Origin of the sequence: Salmonella sp. NW884 (assembly GCF_051700745.1) — a bacterium.
Classification (GTDB): domain Bacteria; phylum Pseudomonadota; class Gammaproteobacteria; order Enterobacterales; family Enterobacteriaceae; genus Salmonella; species Salmonella enterica.
On sequence record NZ_JAMMDE010000008.1, the window covers coordinates 59,499 to 81,163 of the forward strand.

Genomic DNA, 21,665 nt, shown 5'->3' on the forward strand with positions numbered 1-21,665 from the left:
TAACGGCACATTCTGCGACGCAGAACGCTAAAAAGCATGAGCGTAAAGGAATGGATAATACTGGCGGTTTCGGTAAAGAAAAGTCAGCGTAACTGGCTGTCTTTTGAACCTCTACGATTATATCCTGAAAATGTTGCGTTATGTAAATCTTTCTCCTGTTGGCAGGCTATGCATAACCGAACGCCCGGCACGGCTTTACGCCGCGCTTCAGGGATAGGATCGCCGCAAGATTCGCATTCATCGCGACTTTCGCCGTGGGGAAGTTCGCCGCGAGCGCGGGCAACGGCATCTTCAATGGTATTGTTGATTTGTTCATTCACTGCGTCGTCATTTGCCCAGCCGGATGCCATCACGCTCTCCTGATTTTAGGGTACCTGAGGTTAAGTGTAGCGCCGTCAGGCGAAAAAATCGCATCGCGCGATCTTTTCAGACCATGAGCAGAGCCAATGTCATTCAGATATCCGATCAAACGAGCGAGGCAGGGAATTCGCGGTGGTATATTTACCCCGTGGCGTTATACGGGTATCTTACGCCGCTGCTAAAAGGAGAATGCCATGTCCGCCCAGAAACCGGGGTTACACCCGCGCAACCGCCATCAACACCGTTATGATCTCGCCGCACTGTGTCAGACCACGCCGGAATTGACGTCCTTTCTTATCCGCACGCCCGCCGGTGAACAGAGCGTTGATTTTGCTAATCCGCAAGCGGTAAAAGCGCTCAATAAGGCATTGCTGGCGCATTTTTATGCCGTCACACACTGGGACATTCCGCCAGGGTTTTTATGTCCGCCGGTGCCTGGTCGTGCGGATTATATCCATCATCTGGCGGATCTGCTTGGCGAAACGACAGGGAGTATTCCGGCGCAGGCAACTATTCTGGACGTGGGCGTGGGCGCCAATTGTATTTATCCGCTTATCGGCGTCCATGAATATGGCTGGCGATTTACCGGTAGTGAAGTCAGCGACGCAGCGATGTCCAGCGCGCAGGCTATCATTCAGGCTAATACGGGGTTAAGCCGCGCCATTCGTCTGCGTCGGCAAAAAGATCCGGCGGCCATTTTTACCGGTATCATTCATAAAAATGAATTTTATGACGCAACGCTTTGTAACCCGCCTTTTCACGACTCCGCCGCCGCAGCCCGCGCGGGCAGCGAGCGTAAGCGCCGCAATTTGGGGCAGAATAAAGATGATGCGCTGAACTTTGGCGGTCAACAGCAGGAGCTATGGTGCGAAGGCGGCGAAGTCGCCTTTATTAAAAAAATGATTGCTGAAAGCCAATCCTTCCGCCGTCAGGTGTTGTGGTTTACGACGTTGGTGTCGCGCGGCGAGAATTTACCGCCGCTTTACCGGGCGTTGACGGAGGCTGGCGCGGTGAAAGTGGTGAAAAAAGAGATGGCCCAGGGGCAAAAGCAAAGCCGCTTTATTGCCTGGACCTTTATGGATGACGACCAGCGTCGCCGTTTTATCACCCGTAAACGCTAAATCGTCGGTTCGCGCGGCGGCAGCGAATCAGGCGACGGGCCGCCGACGGGGGCGGGCAGAACCTGATACGTTTGCACCGGCGCGCGCACATTAGCCAGATCAAAATGCTTTTTCACCTGGCTATCAAGGGCAAAACGCACCGTCCACTGCTTGAGCGGTAGCGTGGTGAACGACACGCGTAAAGTAAACGCCGTGTTCGTTAAACCGACAATACCGGCGAACGTGGGTTCGCCGATAATCAGCCCGCGAATATCCTCCGTCTCCATCAGCGCCGTTACCGCGTCTTTCAGCGCCTGATTCGCTTTATCCGCATCCTCATGGCGATCCACGTCATAGTTGGCGACAACAGAGCCGATACCGCGCACAAAGTTGGCGAAAGTGGTGATCGAGGACCACGGGATAATATGGTATGCCCCGGTATCCTGCCGCACGCCGACGGAACGAATCGACATTCTTTCGACCGTCCCCGTCAGCGGGCCTATGGTGACTAAGTCGCCGGTATTCATCCCGTTTTCAAACTGAATAAAGACGCCGGTGATAATATCTTTCACCAGGGTTTGCGAACCGAAAGAGATAGCCAGACCTAACGCCCCTGCGCCAGCCAGCAATGGCGCGATATTGACGCCGATTTCCGATAACACGATCATGATGGTTATGGTACTGATAATCACTGCCAGCGCATTGCGGAACAGCGTCAGCAGCGTGCGCGTGCGGGCGCTGGGTAGCGGGCGGCCATGAATATCGGAGGCCAGGCGATTCTCAATCAGACTGGCGAGAATCGTCCATCCCACGGCGGAGAAGAATAAGATTAACGCGATACGGATGAGGATATCGACCATCTTTTCCCCCGCGCCATAATGTAGCCAGTGCCAGAAATCGAATAATCCCCAGGCGTTGAGCAACAGCATAACGGCGACGCAGACGGTCAAAAAGCGTGCGACTTTTAGCGCCGAGGAGAGCCAGCCGTTAAGCCGCTTTTGTAATTCCGGGTAATTGCGCTGCGTATGGGGCGACAGGGTGATGGTTTTCGCTATCCAGCGGGTAAACATACCGGAGATAAACGCCGCGATGCCAATAATCGCCAGACTGCGCACGGTCGCGCCCATCATAAACTTCAGGCTATTGCCTGGGTCGAATAACGAGAAGAAAAACAGCACGATAAAGTAAGCGCTGGCCAGCCAGTGCCACACCAGCGCAAAGGCGCGGATAAACAGGCTAAAAAAGGCTAATGATCGTTCCGCCAGACTTAATAAATGTTGCGTAATCTCCGCTTTGTTTTTAAAGATCAGGTACAGCGCCCAGATGGTGATGCAGAGCATGATCGCCACATTAGCCATCGCGCCAACCTGAACATTCACCTGATTGGAAATAATCGGAACGGCAACAATCAGCCCGTAGCCAATCAAACTGCTAAGCGAACTCATACGGCGATTCCAGTAACGCGCTGTCGCATCCTGAATCGCGAATGGGCGTAATTCCGGTACATTAGGGCAAAAAATAAGCCGCAGAATCGCTTTAAAGAACTCTATTAGCGCGAAGGCATTCAGGAACAGGCTTTGCTGAAAAGCGATAGTTCGACTTCCCGCATGGAAATTATCACTGAGCATCTGACCGATAAATAAGGTGAGCGCCAGTAGCAGCAGGTCGATAATAAACGCGCCGACGATCATCGCCGGGAGCTGTAACCAGTTGCTGCGTTCACGGTTTTTCTTGCGCGCCCACAGGCCCATTTTTCGATATAACGGCAGGGCGCAAAGCCGTATCACGCTATAAAAACCAAATACCGCGACGGCCAGAAATAAAAAGTGGGTTAACGCGTTGGTGAAGGTTTGCGAGTTAAACGGCTTGTGCGGCGCATCGGTGATGTTGCGATAAAGCTGGGCGAAACGGGTAGCGAAAGCATCGCCGTACTGACGGGTAACGGTGGTGACGTTCTCCAGTACCGTTTTCTCATCTTTGGCCGCAGGCGGCACAAGCGCTGGCGCCGGCTCGGTCGGCGGCGTGGTTGAGGCTTCGCGGAGTTGCGCTATCAATTCGTTACGTGAAGCCTCGTTCTCCAGTACGTCAGCCAGGGCCGCATAGGCCGCTTTTTTTTGTTCAGGACTGGGCTCTGGCGCTGCTTGCTGGCTGGTTGATGTCCCCGTGGTCACGCCGGGTATGGCGACCGCATGGGCAGGCGCGCCCAGTAGACAAAAAAGGATGAACAGGGTCCACCGCATGACTCCTCCAGTGAGAAAAGAGACGCAAAACACTAAGTATAGATGGCGCAGGGGAGGGAAAATGAAATGGGACTATTCCATGATGCCCTTCCTGCCGCAGGGCAGGAAGGGCGATATCTCAGGAGACGTGCTGTAAAAATTCCTGTAAACGTGGGCTTGGCGGGTTTTCGATCAACGCCTGCGGACTGCCATCTTCGGCAATACGGCCTTTATCGATGAAAATCAGCCGTGAGGCGACTTTTTCGGCAAAGCCGATTTCGTGAGTGACAATGACCATGGTCATGCCTTCTTCCGCCAGATCCTGCATGACTTTCAGCACTTCATGGCGCAGTTCAGGGTCCAGAGCGGAGGTTGGCTCGTCAAAGAGCATCATTTTCGGCTTCACGGCCAGCGCTCGGGCAATGGCGACGCGCTGTTGTTGACCGCCGGAAAGCTCGGAGGGGTAGTGGTGCGCCCGTTCCGCCAGTCCAACTTTCGCTAACAGAGCTTTCGCCTGTTTTTCCGCTTCTTCTTTCTTTACGCCGCGCACGCGTAGAGGACCGAACATTACGTTTTCGAGCGCGGTCAGATGCGGGAACAGATAAAACTGTTGAAACACCATGCCGGCTTCCTGGCGAATCAGCCGTTCGTCTACTTTAGGATCGTTGACTTTCAGACCATCGACAATCAGATCGCCGGAAGTGATCTCTTCCAGTTTATTGATACAGCGTAATAACGTGGATTTACCCGAACCGGAAGGGCCGATAATCACAACCACTTCGCCCTGACGGATGTTTAAATCGATGTTATGTAGCACCTGGGTGGGGCCAAAGTGCTTGGAGACGTTTTTAAATTCAATCACAGGATTTTCATCCTTCTTTCAAGACGACGCAAAATAAAGCTCAGCACCAGCGTAATGATCAAATAGAAGACGGCCACGGCGCTCCAGATTTCCAGGGCGCGAAAGTTACCGGCAATAATTTCCTGGCCCTGACGGGTCAGCTCGGCTACGCCGATAACAATAAACAACGAGGTGTCTTTGATGCTAATGATCCACTGATTGCCCAGCGGCGGCAGCATACGGCGCAGAGCAAGCGGTAAAATAACATGGCGGATGGTTTCCCGGCGAGAAAGGCCCAGCGCCAGACCCGCTTCGCGAAAACCTTTGTGAATGGATAGTACTGCGCCACGAGTAATTTCCGCGATATAAGCGCCGGAGTTAATCATAATTGTCACGACCGCTGCGCTGAATGGATCAATACGCAAATCATTAAATGCCATCGGCAGGGCAAAGTAGATAAACATGACCTGGACAACGATGGGCGTGCCGCGAATAATTTCAATGAAAACCAGGGCGATGTGGTTGGCGAACCAGCCGCCAAACGTACGGGCAAAACCTGCCGCCAGTCCAATAACCAGGCCGCCAGCCAGACCGAGGACCGAGATCCACAGGGTCATTTTAGCGCCCTCAAGTAAAAGCGGAATGGCGGGCCAGATGGCGCTCCAGTCAAACTGCATATGTCGTTCCTGTTACCGTGGTGTAAATAGTCAAATGCTCTATCCGGTGCGGAAATGGCGTGAAAGTGTCTTATCCGTCACGGAAAAGAGCTGTAGGCCCGGTGAGCGTCCTCACTACCGGGCCACAAGCCAACATCAGGTCGTTTTATTTAGGTTCTGTACCGAACCATTTTTTGTAGATTTCGTTATAGGTGCCATTCTCACGCAGCGTTTTCAGCGCGCCGTTGACTTTCTCGCGCAGTTCATCGCTGCCTTTCGGGAAGGCAACTCCGTATTGCTGTGCTTCCAGCGATTCACCTACCGCCTTGAACTGGCCGTTGCCTGCGGTTTTGATAAAGTACAGGATGTTCGGCGTATCGTGCAGAACGGCGTCTGCGCGGTTGGTGCCTAATTCCATGTACGCGTTATCAATGTTCGGGAACTGACGCAGGTCTTTGGTTTTGATATTCGCTTTCGCGTAATCCACCGACCCGGTTCCGCTCTTCACGGCAACGACTTTGCCATCGAGGTCTTTAACGCTTTTAATATCGTTATTGTTGGCTTTCACCATCACGAGCAGACCGCTTTTGTAATAGCCATCGGAAAAGTCGATCGCTTTTTTACGCTCGTCCGTAATCGTAATACCCGCCAGCGCCAGATCGATATTTTTGGTTTGTAATGCCGGAATAATGCCGCTGAAATCCATCGGTTTCAGGGTGTAGTCCAGCTTCAGTTCTTTCGCGATAGCGTCCCACAGATCAACATCAAAACCGACGTATTTGTCGCCCTGTTTAAATTCAAACGGAACGAACGCCGTATCGGTTGCCACCACGAGTTTCTTATCCGCAGCGTGCGAAGACACCGCAAAAGCCAGGGTAAGTGCAGCCAGTGAAACTTTTAATAGAGACTTCATAGCATTTCCTTTTCTATCCACGGGGCGATCCCCTGCGAGAACATGTAGCGTAATGAAAAAATCATGCCAATTATGTAACTCATTGTTTTAACAGAAGCGTCAATCATTCCTGTGCACAATAAGTCGGGCAAAACCAGTATGCCGCACTGTTTTGGGGCACTGATTTAGTGCATGAATAACAAAGTAGAGATACAGGGTCTATTTAGCGTAAAAATTGTTGTTAAAACAATCTTTAATTAACGATTGTGTGATGTAATTATTACAAATAATTCACTTTTATCGGAGGGGAGTACAAGACGTGTGCACTATTTAAGTGCAAAACCCCTGTGCCAGGCAGGGGTATAGGGATGACTTATATACCTGTGTACATCAAGTTGCAGGTGCGTTCGCTTCAGTTACCGACGGAAGTCAGGCTTCTGCGGATTCGCTGCGTTTGTACCTTCCTGCAACTCGAAGTATTCAGGGTAGAGATAGATTTATTCGATGTTGGATTCGATAAACCACAGGAATTTATCGAGGTCGCGTGATGCGGCGGTAAAGATATCGGCAGTGTCTTCATCTTTGGCTTCACCGATAGCTTTGCGAACATCATTAGCGACAACAGCGTAGCGATCGGCCAGTTCTTTTAAGTGATCCTGCACGTTATGGATGTCGAGCGGATAGCTTTTCAGTGGAGTTTTGCTGTTGATAACTTGCGTGGTGCCTAACGCCACACCGCCAAGCTGTACGGCGCGCTCGGCCATAGTATCCAGATGATCGGTCAGTGCGGTACGGAAGCCATCCAGCATCTCATGAACGGCAATAAAGTTAGCACCGCGCATGTTCCAGTGGGCCTGTTTCGTGATCAGCGACAGGTCAATGAACTGGATCACCTGACGATTAAGCAACTCAACCGTCGCTTTTTTATCGCTCTCTGATACATCGTTACGGGTATAAAGCAGATTAGACGCTTTTGTTTTTACCAGTTTAGCGGTACTCATAATCTCATATCCTCTTGATGTTTGTGTCCCAGGTAATTAACGAAAATAAGTATAGCACCGGTTTTTAACTTTGCTTTTTTGAATTTACCTATCACTTTAATAGTACAGACAAGATTTAATATTTATTTTGATTAAAAATCAACTGGTTAGACGAGTTTGCTGTTTGGTGGGTAATAATTCTCATTTTAATGTAAAAAATGAGAAAAAATATGACAAAAAATGACGAAGTAATAGCGCAATAATAAAAGGTGAATAACGAGGTGATATTCTGCATGATTATGCACATCATGCAGAATAAGAAACTATTTTACGTCAACTTGTTTAATTTGCGGTTCGCGTCGAATCGTTAGGGTAGAACCCATTGAGGCGGCAATGATGGCGCACAGGGCCATGATTTGTATGCCCGTAAGCGTTTCGCCCAGAAAAATCATCCCGGAAACGGCGGCCAGCGCGGGTTCCATGCTCATCAGCGTACCGAAGGTGCGGGTTGGCAGGCGCGTCAGCGCAATCATTTCCAGTGAATAAGGCAGCGCCGTAGAAAGCACAGCGACCGCTAACCCTAAGGGAAGAATCGACCAGTGCCATAGCGCATCGCCAGCCTGAACTGCGCCAATCGGCACGAAAATGATGGCGGCAATCAGCGAGCCTACCGCCACCGTGGCCGGACCATGTTCCGCGCCTGCTCGCTGGCCGGTAAGAATATAGACAGCCCAACAGGCGCCAGCGCCGAGCGCTAACGCGGCCCCGGTAAGATCGACGTGAGACATATCTTGTCCTAATGGCAGCAGGAACCAGAGTCCAAGCACAGCCAGTACGACCCAAATAAAATCTACCGGCCGCCGGGATGAAAACAGCGCGACCGCCAGAGGACCGGTAAATTCCAGCGCGACCGCAATACCCAACGGCACCGTTTGAATCGACAGATAAAATAGATAGTTCATCCCGCCCAGCGACAGACCATAAAACAGTAAAGGCAGCCGCTGCTCTTTGGCAAAACGCAAACGCCAGGGTTTGAAAAAGGCGATAAGGATAAGCGTTCCCAACGCCAGACGAAGCGCCGTTACACCCGGCGCGCCGACAAGAGGAAATAACGATTTTGCCAGTGAAGCGCCACTCTGAATAGAGGACATGGCAATGAGCAAAACCAAAATGGGCAACCAGACTGGTAGTTTACGTGTTGACCCCGGCATCCTTTCTCCTGTCAAAAAATGTCAGTACGAGTAAAGGTGGCAGTGTAATGGAAATTCCCCGCGGCGGTTGAGGATTTGTTGAAAAAAAATTTCCAGGATTCCATAAAATGAACTTAAATTGATGGATAAATAGACTGTTAGTTTAGGAATAATCTGGATGAATGTATCGCGTCGCACGCGCATTATTGGTGCAATCAGCCGGAAAAGTGATGTTAATTGAATAAGATAGCGCGATATGGAAACGTTCTGTTACATGAAAGGCGCCCTTAGACACCGTGAATCGCAAAGAGTTTCCCATTAATTTTTGATATATTTAAAACTTAGGACTTACTTGAAGCACATTTGAGGTGGTTATGAAAAAAATTGCATGTCTTTCAGCACTGGCCGCTGTTCTGGCTTTTTCCGCAGGTACTGCAGTAGCTGCTACTTCTACCGTTACCGGTGGTTACGCTCAGAGCGACGCGCAGGGCGTAGCGAATAAAATGAGCGGTTTCAACCTGAAGTATCGTTACGAGCAGGACGACAACCCGCTGGGCGTAATCGGTTCCTTCACCTACACCGAAAAAGATCGTACTAACGGTGCGGGCGATTACAACAAAGGTCAGTACTACGGCATCACTGCCGGCCCGGCTTACCGTCTGAACGATTGGGCGAGCATCTACGGTGTAGTCGGTGTGGGTTACGGTAAATTCCAGACGACCGATTACCCAACCTACAAACATGACACCAGCGATTATGGCTTCTCCTATGGCGCTGGTCTGCAATTCAACCCGATGGAAAATGTTGCTCTGGACTTCTCTTACGAGCAGAGCCGTATTCGTAGCGTTGACGTTGGCACCTGGATTGCTGGCGTAGGTTACCGCTTCTAATCACGTCGGTGAAAATGAAAAATCCGCCTTTCGGGGCGGATTTTTTTTGCCTGAAACGTGCATTATTTTAGTGAAAAAATATCGCTGCCCAGATGGTTATAGTCCACTTTTTGTAATTTGAAATTGGTGATATAAACGGGCCCGGCTTTCTGCTCCGAAATAAATCGATAGCGATTTTTGATCTCTTTAGCGCTAATTCCTGTCCATTGCGAGAAAAAACTCAGGAAATCGTTCGCGGAACGGCGAGCTTTAATGATCCGATGCGCTTTACTGTCGCTGGATAGCACCATAAACGGCACCTGGAAGTTTTGCTGGAATTTGTCGTCATGCGCCAGGTACTGTACCGCTTTGCCGCGCTCTTTAAACGCCAGCCCGTGATCGGAGAAATAGACGAGCGAAAAACTGTCGCCGCTATGACGAAGCTGAGTATAGAGCTGACGGAGCAAATTGTCGGTTTGCGTCATGGTGTATAAATAACAAGACGTCTCTTTCGACTGGACAAACGTCGCGTATTTTCCCTGAGTACGGTCGCAGGCCTGGGGATGCGATCCCATTAAATGCAACACAATCAACTGCGGTTGCGTGCGTTCTGTCGCCAATACCTGCGCCGTCATGGTTAACAGCGCGTCGTCGCGAGTATTTTTATCCGCTTCAAAATCGCCGTTTTTCAGGAAATGCGCTTCATCGGCGCGTTTGGCGATACTGGCGATGGCCGTGTCGTATTCGCCAATTTGCCCCTGATTGGAAAACCACCATGTCTGAAAACCGGCGCGGTTAGCCAGCGTGACGAAGTTATCCTGATACTGCGGTTTGTTATCCACCACGCGATTGAGCGTTAAACCAAGCGATTTTTGCGTTGAGCCGCTGGCGGCGATGTAATCCATAAAGAAGTCGCCATTCACATGGCTGGCGAAGGGGGTATTATCCCAGTGGCCGCCGAAAGCGCCCATGGCATCCCGTCGCGCGCTTTCACCAATCACCACGACATAGATGTGATATCTGGGTTTCACCGCAGTAACCGTCCAGCTATCTTTTATGCCGGATAGCTGCGCCATACGGTGCTGCTCTTCAATGACTTCGTTGTTATTGACGATAACGTCTTTGGCGAAGCGAAAAACCGGATAGCCGGTATCAATAACCTTAAAAACGCCGCCCCACGCCAGATTTTGTACCGGCGCGACGAAAAATGCCGCGACGCTAATCAGCAGGCACAGGCTGTCGAGGCTATTCCAGCGCGGCCTGACCTCTTCTTTTCGGCGGCGAAGCGCAATAATACCCAGCGCAAAAATAAAAAGTCCGGTCAGGTAGCTATACCACGGGAAGATGGTCAGGATTTCGCTCGACTCTTCCATATTGGTGGAGTGCAGCGCCAGCAGCGTATTAAAGTTCGGGGCGCCGTAAGCCTGGCCAAAGGGAAAATAGCAAGCGGCTACCAGCGAACAGATGCCGAGCAGCGCTTTTTGTCCGCGGGGCAGGTAGCGCCAGAGCAGCAGCAACAGGCAGGTAAACGCCGCGGTATAAAGCAGGCTAAAGGGGTAGCCGAGCGCGAGGTTAATCAGCAGCGACTGTAAAAAGTAGAGGCCCGCCCACGGGCTTACCGCCCGACGACGGGCGAGAAGTGAATCGATAAGGGTTGAATTCATATGCCACTATTGCAAAAACGCCATGTGCTAACCCTGGCGCGAAGGGTCATTACCTGCCTGATTATGCGTAAAAAAGGTATTGGGTTCGCAACGGCGAGTCGCAAAATATTCAGGGCTGCCAGAAGATAGAGCGTGCGGGTAAGAAGGTCAACCGCCGGAAAGAAAATGTTTTGCGAAGAGAATAGCAAAACCACAAAAAAACAGGGGAAATGGGCGCCATTTCCGTTGAGGATGCAAAATAAAGCGGCGTACCGCACCGCCGCGTTATTTCGTGGAAGGGTTATCCTGCTCCGGTTTGCCGTTGATCATATCGCACAACATAGAGAGCAGCATTAACCGGACTTTAAAGGGAGAGTGACTGAACACGCGTATACACCTCTTAAATTCGTTCATATAAACCTCCTGATGTTTCTATCCCATCGATCCGTGAGGGATGTCTGCATTACATACAGATATAGCACAGGCTATGTTTTATAGCTATTGCTAAAACGTTAATTTTTTGTGCCCGGACAACTCTGGTTTACAATGAGCGCTCTGTCAGCTGACGCGTTAACGCGTCACAGAAACGAGGAAGCAAAATGGGTCGTCGCGCAGGTACGCCAACAACAAAAAAAGTGACGCAATTGGTGAACGTAGAAGAACACGTTGAAGGATTTCGTCAGGTCAGAGAGGCGCATCGCCGTGAGTTGATAGACGACTACGTTGAGCTGATTTCCGATTTAATTATTGAGGTAGGGGAAGCGCGTCAGGTGGATATGGCGGCGCGGCTCGGCGTCTCCCAGCCGACTGTGGCCAAAATGCTTAAGCGCCTGGCATCGTTAGGATTTATTCAAATGATCCCCTGGCGCGGCGTTTTTCTGACGCCGGAAGGGGAGAAGCTGGCGCAGGAAAGCCGCGAGCGGCACCAAATTGTCGAAAATTTTTTACTGGTATTAGGCGTAAGTCCGGAGATCGCGCGTCGTGATGCGGAAGGGATGGAACACCATGTCAGCCAGGAGACATTGGATGCCTTTTTGGCCTTCACGCAACAGCATGGAACATCTGCAGAATGAATCTGGCCTTTTTACGGGCGCTGCGGCGTGACCGTTTTTTTCAGTTGTTGATCATTGTGGGGATGGCGTTAAGCCTGTTTGTTCCTTTTGCGCCCCGCGCCTGGCCTGGCGCGATTGACTGGCACACCATTATTACCCTCAGTGGGTTAATGTTGCTCACTAAAGGCGTTGAGCTGAGCGGCTATTTTGATGTGCTGGGACGCAAGATGACGCGCCGATTTCATACCGAGCGGCAACTGGCGATGTTCCTGGTGCTGGCTGCGGCGGCGCTGTCGACCTTTCTGACAAACGATGTCGCGCTGTTTATCGTTGTGCCGCTGACGATAACGTTAAAAAAACTGTGCGCGATTCCGGTCAACCGATTGATTATTTTTGAAGCGTTGGCGGTGAACGCCGGTTCGCTGCTGACGCCTGTCGGTAATCCGCAAAATATTCTGTTGTGGGGACGCTCCGGCTTAACCTTTGCTGAATTTAGCGGGCAAATGGCGCCGCTTGCCGTCATGATGATGCTGACGTTACTGCTCCTGTGCTGGTTTTGTTTTCCGGGTAGGGCGTTACAGTATCATACCGGTACGCGTTCGCCGCAGTGGCAGCCCCGTCTGGTGTGGAGTTGCCTGGCATTATATGTCGTTTTTCTTACCGCGCTGGAGCTCAGGCAAGAGTTATGGGGACTGGTGTTGGTGGCGGCTGGGTTTATTGTGCTGGCGCGCAGGGTGATAGTCAGCGTGGACTGGACGCTGCTGCTGGTATTTATGGCGATGTTTATTGATGTCCATCTGCTAACGCAATTGCCGGCGTTGCAGGGCGTTTTCAACCAGGTTGGCGCACTGTCTCACCTGGGGCTTTGGCTAACCGCTATCGGCCTGTCGCAGGTTATCAGTAATGTGCCCAGTACCATTCTCCTGCTGAACTATGTACCGGCCTCGACGTTGCTGGCGTGGGCGGTGAATATCGGCGGGTTTGGTCTGCTGCCGGGGTCGCTGGCAAATCTTATTGCTTTACGGATGGCGAACGATCGCCGAATCTGGTGGCGATTTCATTTCTATTCGCTGCCGATGCTGGCATGGGCGGCGCTGGTGGGATATGGATTATTGCAACTGATGCCGTAAGAGAAGCCCGATAGTGTCTATCGGGCTTCGCAGGCAGAGTCTGTCAGTTCAGACGAACCGGCATCCCGGAACGATCCTGAACTGCCTGTTGTACGACGGTCTGATCAACGTCAGGCTCGTTGGTGACGGCCAGGATACTCTTATTAAGCGTGATCGGCACCGCTTCCTTACCTTCAAACTGCGCTTCCGTCGTTGACAGCGGGTTATGCACCTCAATGTAACGGCTACCGTCCGGCTCGGTGGTGGCTTTTACCGGTTCATCGATAAACTGCACGCGGGTACCGACCGGCACATTTTCAAACAGGAATTTGATATCGTCGTTGCGCAGACGTACGCAGCCGTGGCTCACGCGAAGCCCGATGCCGAAGTTGGCGTTGGTGCCGTGAATAGCATACAGGCGACCGATGTACAGCGCGTACAGGCCCATCGGGTTATCCGGGCCCGCAGGCACGACGGCAGGCAGCGGCTCGCCGGCGGCGCGATATTCAGCGTGCATTTTTGCCGTAGGCGTCCAGGTCGGACCGGCTTTTTTACGTTCAACTTTGGTCGTCCAGTTGATAGGCGTGTCTTTACCTAACTGACCGATCCCAATCGGCAGGACGATAACGGTGTTTGTGCCTTTCGGGTAGTAATAGAGGCGCATTTCCGCGCTATTGATGATAATGCCTTCGTGTACGGTATCCGGCAGGATCAGCTGCTGCGGAATATTCAGCACGGTACCGCCCTTCGGCAGGAAGGTATCCACGCCCGGGTTGGCTTCCAGCATGTTGGACAGCCCCATCTGATACTCCGCGGCAAAATACTCCAGCGGCTGGGTATTGCCCTCAGGAACGGTGATGACCTGATTTTGCCCAATTAAACGGCTACCATCGGTAGGCAGCGGGTAAGTGACTGCTGAGGCTGTTTTACAAAAACCAACTACAGCGAAAGCCGCCGCGAAAAGCGTTGTTAATTTCATATTCATGTTATGCGAGATTCTGTGCCAAGCAGGCTAGTAGGTTGAGAATTCTGTCATGTTGGGAGCGCATTATAGGTGCATTCCAGTAAACAGGGAATTCAGATGTGTACGAAATCACGTTTTTTTCCCTTACGGTTCAGTGTAGCCCTTTGTACAGGGCGCGATCTTATTTCAGACTTGTGGCATAATAAGCGGTTTGTCACATCTTTTTTCAGGATAAGCCTGTGTTAGTTTCCAGCAACGTTACCATGCAGTTCGGCAGTAAGCCGCTGTTCGAAAACATTTCCGTCAAATTTGGCGGCGGCAACCGTTACGGCCTGATCGGCGCCAACGGTAGCGGAAAGTCCACTTTTATGAAAATCCTCGGCGGCGACCTGGAGCCGACGCTGGGCAATGTTTCCCTCGCTCCGAATGAGCGCATCGGTAAGCTGCGTCAGGACCAGTTCGCTTTTGAAACATTCACCGTACTTGATACTGTCATTATGGGGCATGGCGAACTGTGGGAAGTCAAGCAGGAGCGCGACCGTATCTACGCCTTGCCGGAAATGAGCGAAGAAGACGGCTATAAAGTCGCCGATCTGGAAGTAAAATACGGCGAGATGGACGGTTATTCCGCTGAGGCGCGCGCGGGCGAACTGCTGTTGGGGGTGGGCATCCCGCTGGAGCAGCATTACGGTCTGATGAGTGAAGTCGCGCCAGGCTGGAAATTGCGTGTGCTGCTGGCGCAGGCGTTATTCTCTAATCCGGACATCCTGTTGCTCGACGAACCGACCAACAACCTGGATATTGATACTATCCGTTGGCTGGAGCAGGTGCTGAACGAGCGCGATAGCACGATGATCATCATTTCGCACGACCGTCACTTCCTGAACATGGTTTGTACGCATATGGCGGATCTGGATTACGGCGACTTGCGCGTCTATCCGGGTAACTATGATGAGTATATGACGGCGGCGACCCAGGCGCGTGAACGTCTGTTGGCCGATAATGCGAAGAAAAAAGCGCAAATTGCCGAGCTGCAATCTTTTGTTAGCCGTTTTAGCGCCAATGCCTCTAAATCGCGTCAGGCAACGTCGCGCGCGCGGCAGATTGATAAAATCAAGCTGGAAGAGGTGAAAGCCTCCAGCCGTCAGAACCCGTTCATCCGTTTTGAGCAGGATAAAAAACTGTTCCGTAACGCTCTGGAAGTGGAGGCGCTGACGAAAGGTTTTGATAACGGTCCGCTGTTTAAAAATGTCAATTTGCTGCTCGAAGTCGGCGAGAAGCTGGCGGTACTCGGCACCAATGGCGTGGGTAAATCTACGCTGCTGAAGACGCTGGTTGGCGATCTGGACGCCGATCACGGCACCGTTAAATGGTCGGAAAACGCGCGTATTGGTTACTACGCGCAGGACCACGAATATGAATTCGAAAATGACCTGACGGTGTTTGAATGGATGAGTCAGTGGAAACAGGAAGGCGACGACGAGCAGGCAGTGCGCAGTATTCTGGGCCGCCTGCTATTTAGCCAGGATGATATCAAAAAGCCTGCCAAAGTCCTCTCCGGTGGCGAGAAGGGCCGTATGCTGTTCGGCAAGCTGATGATGCAAAAGCCGAATATCCTGATCATGGACGAACCGACTAACCACCTGGATATGGAGTCGATCGAATCGCTGAATATGGCGCTGGAGCTGTATCAGGGCACGCTGATCTTTGTTTCGCACGACCGTGAGTTCGTCAGCTCGCTGGCAACCCGCGTCATTGAAATTACGCCGGAGCGCGTGGTGGACTTCAGCGGTAACTACGACGATTATTTGCGTAGTAAAGGGATTGAAAGCTAAACACTGACGCCCGGTGGCGCTGTGCTTACCGGGCCTACGTATCCTGGCGCGTAGATCCGGTAAGACGGGTGCGCCCAGACAAAGGGCACACCGCAGGTGAGCGGGCAGGGCTGTACGACCGTCAAACGTCCATACCTAATGCCCGCTTGCCGTGAATATTCAGATCGCGCAGCGTGAAGCGCCCTTCCCAGGTGGTTTCATAGTCCTCGCGCGGGAAATCGCCCGGTGATGCGCCTGTCTCCAGCGCCGCTTTCACCTTACGCGCATAGGCCAGGTTTTTCTCACACATTGGCGCGGCAGGAATGTACATCACATTGCCCCAGCCCTGCTGATTTTCGACGGGGGCAACGGAGTGGATGACATCGCAATGCCACCACACGGAATCCCCGGCTTCCAGCGGCGGAATGCTGGTTAACGCCGCCATCAGTAAAGGATGCCACTGTTCAGAAATCGGCAGCACCCGGCCCGGCGCGACGCCGCATAATTCATCTTCCGGGACATCATCCAGCAGCGGGCGCAGCAGAATATACGCCATCGCCTCCGGGATAGGGACGACATGAAGCAACCCCTGACCGGGCAGCATATCGGAGAGCGCGGTCCAGCCCTGGAAGGTGCGAAATACCGAGCATTTGGTGGTGTTATCCACCGTATACTCTTCAACTTCGGTACGGTGCGCCGCATTCCACGGATCGTACTGCTCGACGTTGCCGTTAAACACGCTGGCGAATACCCGCTGATAGGCTGGCAGCAGCCAGCGCTCCAGCGCGCCGGAGTCGGTATGCGCCCCCAGTCCTTTGGATGTGGTGCCCGGCGGGCGGCGGCGGATGCGATCCGGGTAAATGATGCTGATATCCGGATTAAACCATCGCTTGCCGTCGTGCTCTACCTGCCATAGACGGTTGAGGAACGACTGCGCCAGCGCCATCTCTTCACTTTGGCGGGCCTGCATTTGCGCCTGCGACCAGTAGACAGGATAGATTTCAGGCCGGGAGGCGCTCAGCGTACCGAAAAAATTATCCCCCGGTCCTTTATACAACTCGTCAAAATGGTTCTTGTCCAGATAGTCGAGCATCGACTGGTCCCATGCCAGCGCCTGTTCGCGTGGAAAATGACCTTTAATCACCGCGCACCCGCGGCGCTTAACCTCGGCGCGGGTGGCATCGCTAATGTTGCCCATCGCCAGTTCGCTAAAAGGGATAATTGGCCATACCGGCTGTCCCTGCGCCTTCAGCTCGTTAATTTCCGCCACCCGGGCTGCTATGGTGGCGCTCAAACGGTCGAACACCGCCTGTACGTCGCCGATTTGCGCGCGTAGCGCCTGCTTCATCTGACGAATGGCCGCTTTTGGGTCGGCGGGCAGCGTTTCGTGGGTAAAAGGAGTTGTCATATCAACCTCATCATCTTTCGTTCGAAAGTAAAATTAGTTACATGTGATACTTTAAGTTAAAATAAGGTTAATGCAAGTTTAAAATATTGCAGGGGCGCACAAAGAGGGAAGCGAGAGGAAAACGTAAGGTGGCCAGGACGCCTTAATGTCTTATGCGGCTATTCCTGTCGTTCAGCTACTTTTCATTCGAAATAAATTTGTGGTTCTGCTCACATTGTTATTAAAATGTTTCTGGTCGCAGTTACAGCCAGGAGCTTAAGTATGACCGTTAACGTTGTCGTTACCGATATGGACGGCACTTTTCTCGACGATGCCAAGCAGTACGATCGTGTACGCTTCATGGCGCAATACCAGGAACTGAAAAAACGTAATATCGAATTTGTGGTCGCCAGCGGTAATCAGTACTATCAGTTGATCTCCTTCTTCCCCGAGCTGAAAGACGAAATTTCCTTCGTCGCAGAAAATGGCGCGCTGGTGTATGAACATGGCAAGCAGTTGTTTCACGGGGAGCTAACCCGGCATGAATCGCGTATTGTGATTGGCGAACTGCTGAAGGATAAGCAGCTTAACTTCGTCGCCTGTGGTCTGAAAAGCGCTTATGTCAGCAAAAACGCTCCCGAGACTTTCGTGGCGCTGATGGCCAAACATTATCACCGCCTGCAGCCGGTAAACGATTATCACGACATTGACGATATCCTGTTTAAGTTCTCCCTGAATTTGCCCGATGAACAAATTCCGCTGGTTATCGACAAACTGCACGTATCTTTGGATGGCATCATGAAGCCCGTCACCAGTGGCTTCGGTTTTATCGACCTGATTATCCCGGGACTGCATAAAGCGAATGGCATCAGTCGTCTGTTAAAGCGCTGGAACAGGTCGCCACAGAATGTCGTCGCCATTGGCGACAGCGGTAATGATGCGGAAATGTTGAAAATGGCGCATTACTCTTTTGCCATGGGCAATGCCGCAGACAATATCAAAGCGCTTTCACGTTATCACACTGATGATAATAACCATCAAGGCGCGCTCAACGTCATTCAGGCCGTGCTTGACGGCACCGATCCCTTCTGATTAACAGGCCTGCGTAGGCCTGTTAAACGTAGCGCCATCAGGCAGTTCGGACATATTGCCGATGGCGCCAGGGTAAATTACAGCATATGTTCGGTACGGGCGATGATATCGTCCTGCGCGTCCGGCGACAGCGCGGTGAAGAAGGCGGAGTAGCCTGCCACACGCACGACCAGATCGCGGTACTGGTCCGGATGTTTTTTCGCATCCAACAGCGTTTCGCGTGACACGATGTTGTACTGAATATGCCAGCCTTTATGCACCTCAAAGAACGTCCGTAGCAGAACCATCAGTTTCTGTTTGTCGGATTCGTTTTCCAGCGTCGTTGGGTTCAGTTTCTGATTGAGCAGCACGCCGCCGAGAATGGAACCGGTAGGTAATTTGCCTACGGAACCGATCACCGCCGTCGGGCCGAGATGATCCGTACCTGATGCAGGGCTTGCGCCTTCCGCCAGCGGTGTATGCGCTTTGCGACCATCCGGGGTAGCCATAGTTGCGGCGCCAAATGGCACGTTTGCTGAGATAGAGGACGTACCGGCGTAATAGTTGCCGCCGACAGGGCCACGACCGTAGCGCGGGTTATGATATTGCTTCAGCTCATCAATATAGGTCTGATAAGCGCGCGCCAGCAGGGTATCGACGGTATCATCGTCGTTACCGTACTTCGGCGCGCCGTTAATCAGACGCTGGCGCAACTGCTCGTGAGTCAGACCGTCGAAGTCATCGGCCAGCGCGGCGGCAAGCTGCTGTTGACCGATAACGCCCTGTTCGAAGACCAGTTTTTTCACGGCGGCGAGGCTGTTGCCCAGGTTGGCGATACCGACCTGAAGACCGGATACCCAGTCATATTTCGCGCCGCCTTGCTTGATACTTTTCGCTCGCTCAATACAGTCATCTACCAGCGCTGAGCAGAGAATATCGTGGACGTTCTCTTCCAGCATGGTGTCGACCACATACTCAATTTCAATCGATTTGCGCGTGTAGTAGCGAATTTGGGTATCCCAGGCGGCCATCACTTCGTCAAAATTGTTAAAGTTGCCTGCGGAGAGCGCCTTTTCCTGCGGCAGAAATACCTTGCCGCTGGTGGCGTCGCGACCGCCTTCCAGCGCCGCCAGCATGACGCGGGCGAAGTTAATAAAGCTCATGCCGGTGCAGCGATAACCCCATTTCCCGCCGACGGCGGTTTCGATACAGCCGATCGCCGCGTAATCGTAAGCGTCCTGTGGTTCGATCCCCAACTTGATAAATTCCGGGATGACGATTTCATCATTGTTAAACGCCGGCATCCCAAAGCCGCAGCGGATGACCTGGACGCAGGCGTCAAGGAAATCGTTACTCATTCCGGCGTGATAACGCACACTGAGGTTGGGCTGGGTAGAACGCAGACGTCCACAGGACTCCAGAATGGCGTAAGACAGCGGATTCACTGCATCCATTGGCTGACCGTTGATAAGTTTCTGACCGCCAATGGTGACGTTTTGATACAGCGGGCTGCCCGCGGAGGCTTTAGAGTGCGAACCGGAGCGGATCTTGTTTACTTCCAGCAGTTTCAGCCAGCAGCTGTGCAGCAGTTCAATGGCGTGCTCACGATCCAGCGTCTGGTTTAGTTCGACATCGCGACGATAATAGGGGTAAAGATACTGGTCCATACGACCAAATGACACCGAGTGACCGTTAGACTCAATTTGTAGAATCAGTTGGATGAAGTAGCACAATTGCAGTGCTTGCCAGAAGGTCTGCGGCGGTTGGTGGGCGATCACCTCGCAGTTTTCGGCGATGGTAAGTAGCTCTTTACGACGGCTTTCACGGGACTCTTCGCCCGCCATCTGGCGCGCCAGCGCGGCAAAGCGCGTGATGTGCTGGCTTACCGCGTCCAGCACAATATCAATCGCCTTCAGGAACTGCTCGCCATGCAGATCTTCCAGCACGGTCAGGTTGATGCGTGAGCGGCGCTCGGCGACTTTATCGCGCAGGCCATCAAGCCCTTTTTCCAGCAGCAGCGGGAAGTTCACCGCCAGGTGCGCATCGCCGGAAGTCATATTGCCTTCGGCTTTGATAATGCCAGTCGCCAGAAGCCCTTTTTGTTCATCGGTAAACATGCCGTAGCAGCGATCCTGGACGGTTTGACCGCGCCACCATGGACAGACGTCGTGCAGAATACGTTTGTTTTCTTCACTTACGGAAAAACCTGCGCCGGGCCGGTCTGCCAGGTCGTCGATCTCTTTTTCAATCCACGAGACGGTATATTCCGGGAAAATCGGCGCGGCGCGGACTTCACTTGCCTGGTTGCCGACGATCAGTTCATCGTGTTTTATCCAGATAGTGCGTTCCGCCAGGTGATGGGCCAGCGCCAGCGCACGGCGTACCGGAATCGGTTTATCCAGATGCTGCTGGTACATTTCGGTATAATGCTGCGCGCGTTCGGTACAGACCGGCGGTTTCACGATATGTACCAGCGCGGTTTTGTGCGCCTTAATGCGGTCACTGAGCGTGTCCAGTTTCAGTTGGGTCATGATAATTATCCTCGTAGGGTCGCGGTTAAACCTTTTTGGCAGGCGTACTTCTGGGCAAAATCAAGTAACGCCGGCGCATCCAGTGGTTTATCCGGGGCATGATAGGGCTGACTGAGTAAGTGGTATTTATTGATGCCCAGCGTGTGGTAGGGCAGAAAATGAATTTCCCCGACGTGCAGTTCGTCGGCGGCAAAGTCGGTAATGGCTTTAATGGTCTCCTCATCGGCATTAAATCCCTGAATCAGCGGGACGCGAATCACCATTTTTTTGCCCGCGGCGGCGAGTTTCCTGAGATTTTCCAACACCCGCGAGGCGCTGCCATCGGTCCACCGCTTAAACGGCCCGTCGGCGACATGCTTCAAATCAGCCAGAAACAGATCGATATAAGGCAGTGAGGGCGCAATGTATTTCCATGGGACATGCAGACAGGTCTCAACCGCTGTATGAATACCGGCGTCATGGCTGGCTTTAAACAGCTCTGCCGCCAGCTCCGGCTGCATAAACGGTTCGCCGCCGGAAAGCGTAAGACCGCCGCCGCTGCGATCGTAAAAAGGTTTATCGCGCAGTACCGTCGCCATGATCTCATCCACGCTTTTTATTTCGCCGCACACGGTTAACGCCTGTGTGGGGCAGCAATGCGCCAGGATGGAAAAATGGGCGTCGGTCAGTTTCTCGCGATGGATGAGCAGGCCGTTTAGCGCGCGCTCAATGACGTCCGGCGCGGCTTGCGCGCACAGGTCGCATCCTTCGAGACACAGCCGCGCGTCGTATAACAGATCCTGAGCGCGGGCGCGGCTTTCCGGGTTCTGGCACCAGCGACAGCCCAACGAACAGCCTTTGAGAAATACTACGGTACGGATACCGGGGCCATCGTGGGTAGAATAGCGCTGAATATTGAAGATCATAAACGGCCTCTCTTATTTCATATAAAGATTAAATTACTTTCGAATGAAAGTTATCTTGATGTGCGTCAACGAATGGAGAGGT

General features: G+C 52.4%; 19 protein-coding genes. 6 read left to right on the forward strand and 13 right to left on the reverse strand.

What is annotated here, in order from left to right; all coding sequences use genetic code 11:
* Nucleotides 1-83: 83 nt before the first annotated feature.
* Complete coding sequence (locus NA197_RS17070) at nucleotides 84-350, reverse strand: DksA/TraR family C4-type zinc finger protein (RefSeq protein ID WP_000146330.1); 267 nt, start codon at nucleotides 348-350, stop codon at nucleotides 84-86.
* 204 nt (nucleotides 351-554) lie between these two features.
* Between NA197_RS17070 and rlmF the strand changes: the two genes are divergently transcribed.
* Nucleotides 555-1,481 (forward strand): 23S rRNA (adenine(1618)-N(6))-methyltransferase RlmF, encoded by a 927-nt coding sequence (rlmF, locus tag NA197_RS17075; RefSeq protein WP_001275962.1) that lies wholly within the window; start codon nucleotides 555-557, stop codon nucleotides 1,479-1,481.
* On the opposite strand, the gene ybiO is transcribed toward rlmF, so the two are convergent.
* The 6 genes from ybiO to rhtA all read right to left on the reverse strand — a co-directional run bounded on the left by ybiO (nucleotide 1,478) and on the right by rhtA (nucleotide 8,259).
* Nucleotides 1,478-3,700: a mechanosensitive channel protein gene (ybiO, locus tag NA197_RS17080; protein WP_064043246.1), complete on the reverse strand. Its 2,223-nt coding sequence runs from the start codon at nucleotides 3,698-3,700 to the stop codon at nucleotides 1,478-1,480. The two genes, rlmF and ybiO, sit on opposite strands and share 4 nt — an antisense overlap.
* A 118-nt stretch (nucleotides 3,701-3,818) precedes the next feature.
* A complete protein-coding gene (gene glnQ / locus NA197_RS17085) occupies nucleotides 3,819-4,541 on the reverse strand; it encodes a glutamine ABC transporter ATP-binding protein GlnQ (RefSeq protein ID WP_000569093.1) in 723 nt (240 codons plus the stop codon).
* On the reverse strand, nucleotides 4,538-5,197 hold the full coding sequence (glnP, locus tag NA197_RS17090; RefSeq protein ID WP_001159076.1) for a glutamine ABC transporter permease GlnP: 660 nt from the start codon (nucleotides 5,195-5,197) through the stop codon (nucleotides 4,538-4,540). Before glnP ends, glnQ begins: the two co-directional genes overlap by 4 nt.
* 145 nt (nucleotides 5,198-5,342) lie before the next feature.
* A complete protein-coding gene (gene glnH / locus NA197_RS17095; protein WP_000838671.1) occupies nucleotides 5,343-6,089 on the reverse strand; it encodes a glutamine ABC transporter substrate-binding protein GlnH in 747 nt (248 codons plus the stop codon).
* Between the two features lie 476 nt (nucleotides 6,090-6,565).
* Nucleotides 6,566-7,069: a DNA starvation/stationary phase protection protein Dps gene (gene dps / locus NA197_RS17100; RefSeq protein WP_000100805.1), complete on the reverse strand. Its 504-nt coding sequence runs from the start codon at nucleotides 7,067-7,069 to the stop codon at nucleotides 6,566-6,568.
* Nucleotides 7,070-7,371: 302 nt separating this feature from the next.
* Nucleotides 7,372-8,259, reverse strand: a complete 888-nt coding sequence (gene rhtA / locus NA197_RS17105; protein ID WP_001119555.1) for a threonine/homoserine exporter RhtA — start codon at nucleotides 8,257-8,259, stop codon at nucleotides 7,372-7,374.
* A gap of 353 nt (nucleotides 8,260-8,612) precedes the next feature.
* Between rhtA and ompX the strand changes: the two genes are divergently transcribed.
* Entirely contained in the window at nucleotides 8,613-9,128 is a 516-nt protein-coding gene (gene ompX / locus NA197_RS17110) for an outer membrane protein OmpX (protein WP_000716763.1), read from the forward strand.
* Between the two features lie 62 nt (nucleotides 9,129-9,190).
* Here the strand turns inward: ompX and NA197_RS17115 are convergent, their stop codons facing one another.
* Both NA197_RS17115 and mntS read right to left on the reverse strand, forming a co-directional pair.
* Nucleotides 9,191-10,771: a phosphoethanolamine transferase gene (locus tag NA197_RS17115; RefSeq protein WP_001089328.1), complete on the reverse strand. Its 1,581-nt coding sequence runs from the start codon at nucleotides 10,769-10,771 to the stop codon at nucleotides 9,191-9,193.
* A gap of 264 nt (nucleotides 10,772-11,035) precedes the next feature.
* Nucleotides 11,036-11,164 (reverse strand): manganase accumulation protein MntS, encoded by a 129-nt coding sequence (mntS, locus tag NA197_RS17120; RefSeq protein WP_001001755.1) that lies wholly within the window; start codon nucleotides 11,162-11,164, stop codon nucleotides 11,036-11,038.
* A gap of 185 nt (nucleotides 11,165-11,349) precedes the next feature.
* Here mntS and mntR point away from each other — a divergent pair, with 185 nt between their 5' ends.
* Together mntR and NA197_RS17130 are read left to right on the forward strand one after the other, a co-directional pair.
* Nucleotides 11,350-11,823, forward strand: coding sequence for a manganese-binding transcriptional regulator MntR (gene mntR, locus NA197_RS17125; RefSeq protein WP_000533542.1), 474 nt, complete (start codon nucleotides 11,350-11,352; stop codon nucleotides 11,821-11,823).
* Nucleotides 11,820-12,932: an anion transporter gene (locus tag NA197_RS17130; protein ID WP_001046521.1), complete on the forward strand. Its 1,113-nt coding sequence runs from the start codon at nucleotides 11,820-11,822 to the stop codon at nucleotides 12,930-12,932. The genes mntR and NA197_RS17130 overlap by 4 nt, the downstream gene beginning before the upstream one ends.
* A gap of 43 nt (nucleotides 12,933-12,975) precedes the next feature.
* Here NA197_RS17130 and ldtB read toward each other — a convergent pair whose 3' ends face one another.
* Nucleotides 12,976-13,896: a L,D-transpeptidase gene (ldtB, locus tag NA197_RS17135; RefSeq protein ID WP_001056404.1), complete on the reverse strand. Its 921-nt coding sequence runs from the start codon at nucleotides 13,894-13,896 to the stop codon at nucleotides 12,976-12,978.
* A 218-nt stretch (nucleotides 13,897-14,114) separates the two neighbouring features.
* Between ldtB and NA197_RS17140 the strand changes: the two genes are divergently transcribed.
* Entirely contained in the window at nucleotides 14,115-15,710 is a 1,596-nt protein-coding gene (locus NA197_RS17140; protein WP_064043247.1) for an ABC-F family ATPase, read from the forward strand.
* A gap of 121 nt (nucleotides 15,711-15,831) precedes the next feature.
* Here the strand turns inward: NA197_RS17140 and NA197_RS17145 are convergent, their stop codons facing one another.
* Nucleotides 15,832-17,097 carry a DUF1479 domain-containing protein gene (locus tag NA197_RS17145; RefSeq protein ID WP_064043248.1) on the reverse strand — a complete coding sequence of 422 codons (1,266 nt, stop codon included), beginning with the start codon at nucleotides 17,095-17,097 and terminating at the stop codon, nucleotides 15,832-15,834.
* A gap of 261 nt (nucleotides 17,098-17,358) precedes the next feature.
* Between NA197_RS17145 and NA197_RS17150 the strand changes: the two genes are divergently transcribed.
* Nucleotides 17,359-18,168 carry a Cof-type HAD-IIB family hydrolase gene (locus tag NA197_RS17150; RefSeq protein ID WP_000217910.1) on the forward strand — a complete coding sequence of 270 codons (810 nt, stop codon included), beginning with the start codon at nucleotides 17,359-17,361 and terminating at the stop codon, nucleotides 18,166-18,168.
* A gap of 77 nt (nucleotides 18,169-18,245) precedes the next feature.
* Here NA197_RS17150 and NA197_RS17155 read toward each other — a convergent pair whose 3' ends face one another.
* A complete protein-coding gene (locus NA197_RS17155) occupies nucleotides 18,246-20,678 on the reverse strand; it encodes a glycyl radical protein (RefSeq protein WP_064043249.1) in 2,433 nt (810 codons plus the stop codon).
* A 5-nt stretch (nucleotides 20,679-20,683) separates the two neighbouring features.
* Nucleotides 20,684-21,583, reverse strand: coding sequence for a glycyl-radical enzyme activating protein (locus tag NA197_RS17160; protein ID WP_064043250.1), 900 nt, complete (start codon nucleotides 21,581-21,583; stop codon nucleotides 20,684-20,686).
* Between the last annotated feature and the right edge of the window lie 82 nt (nucleotides 21,584-21,665).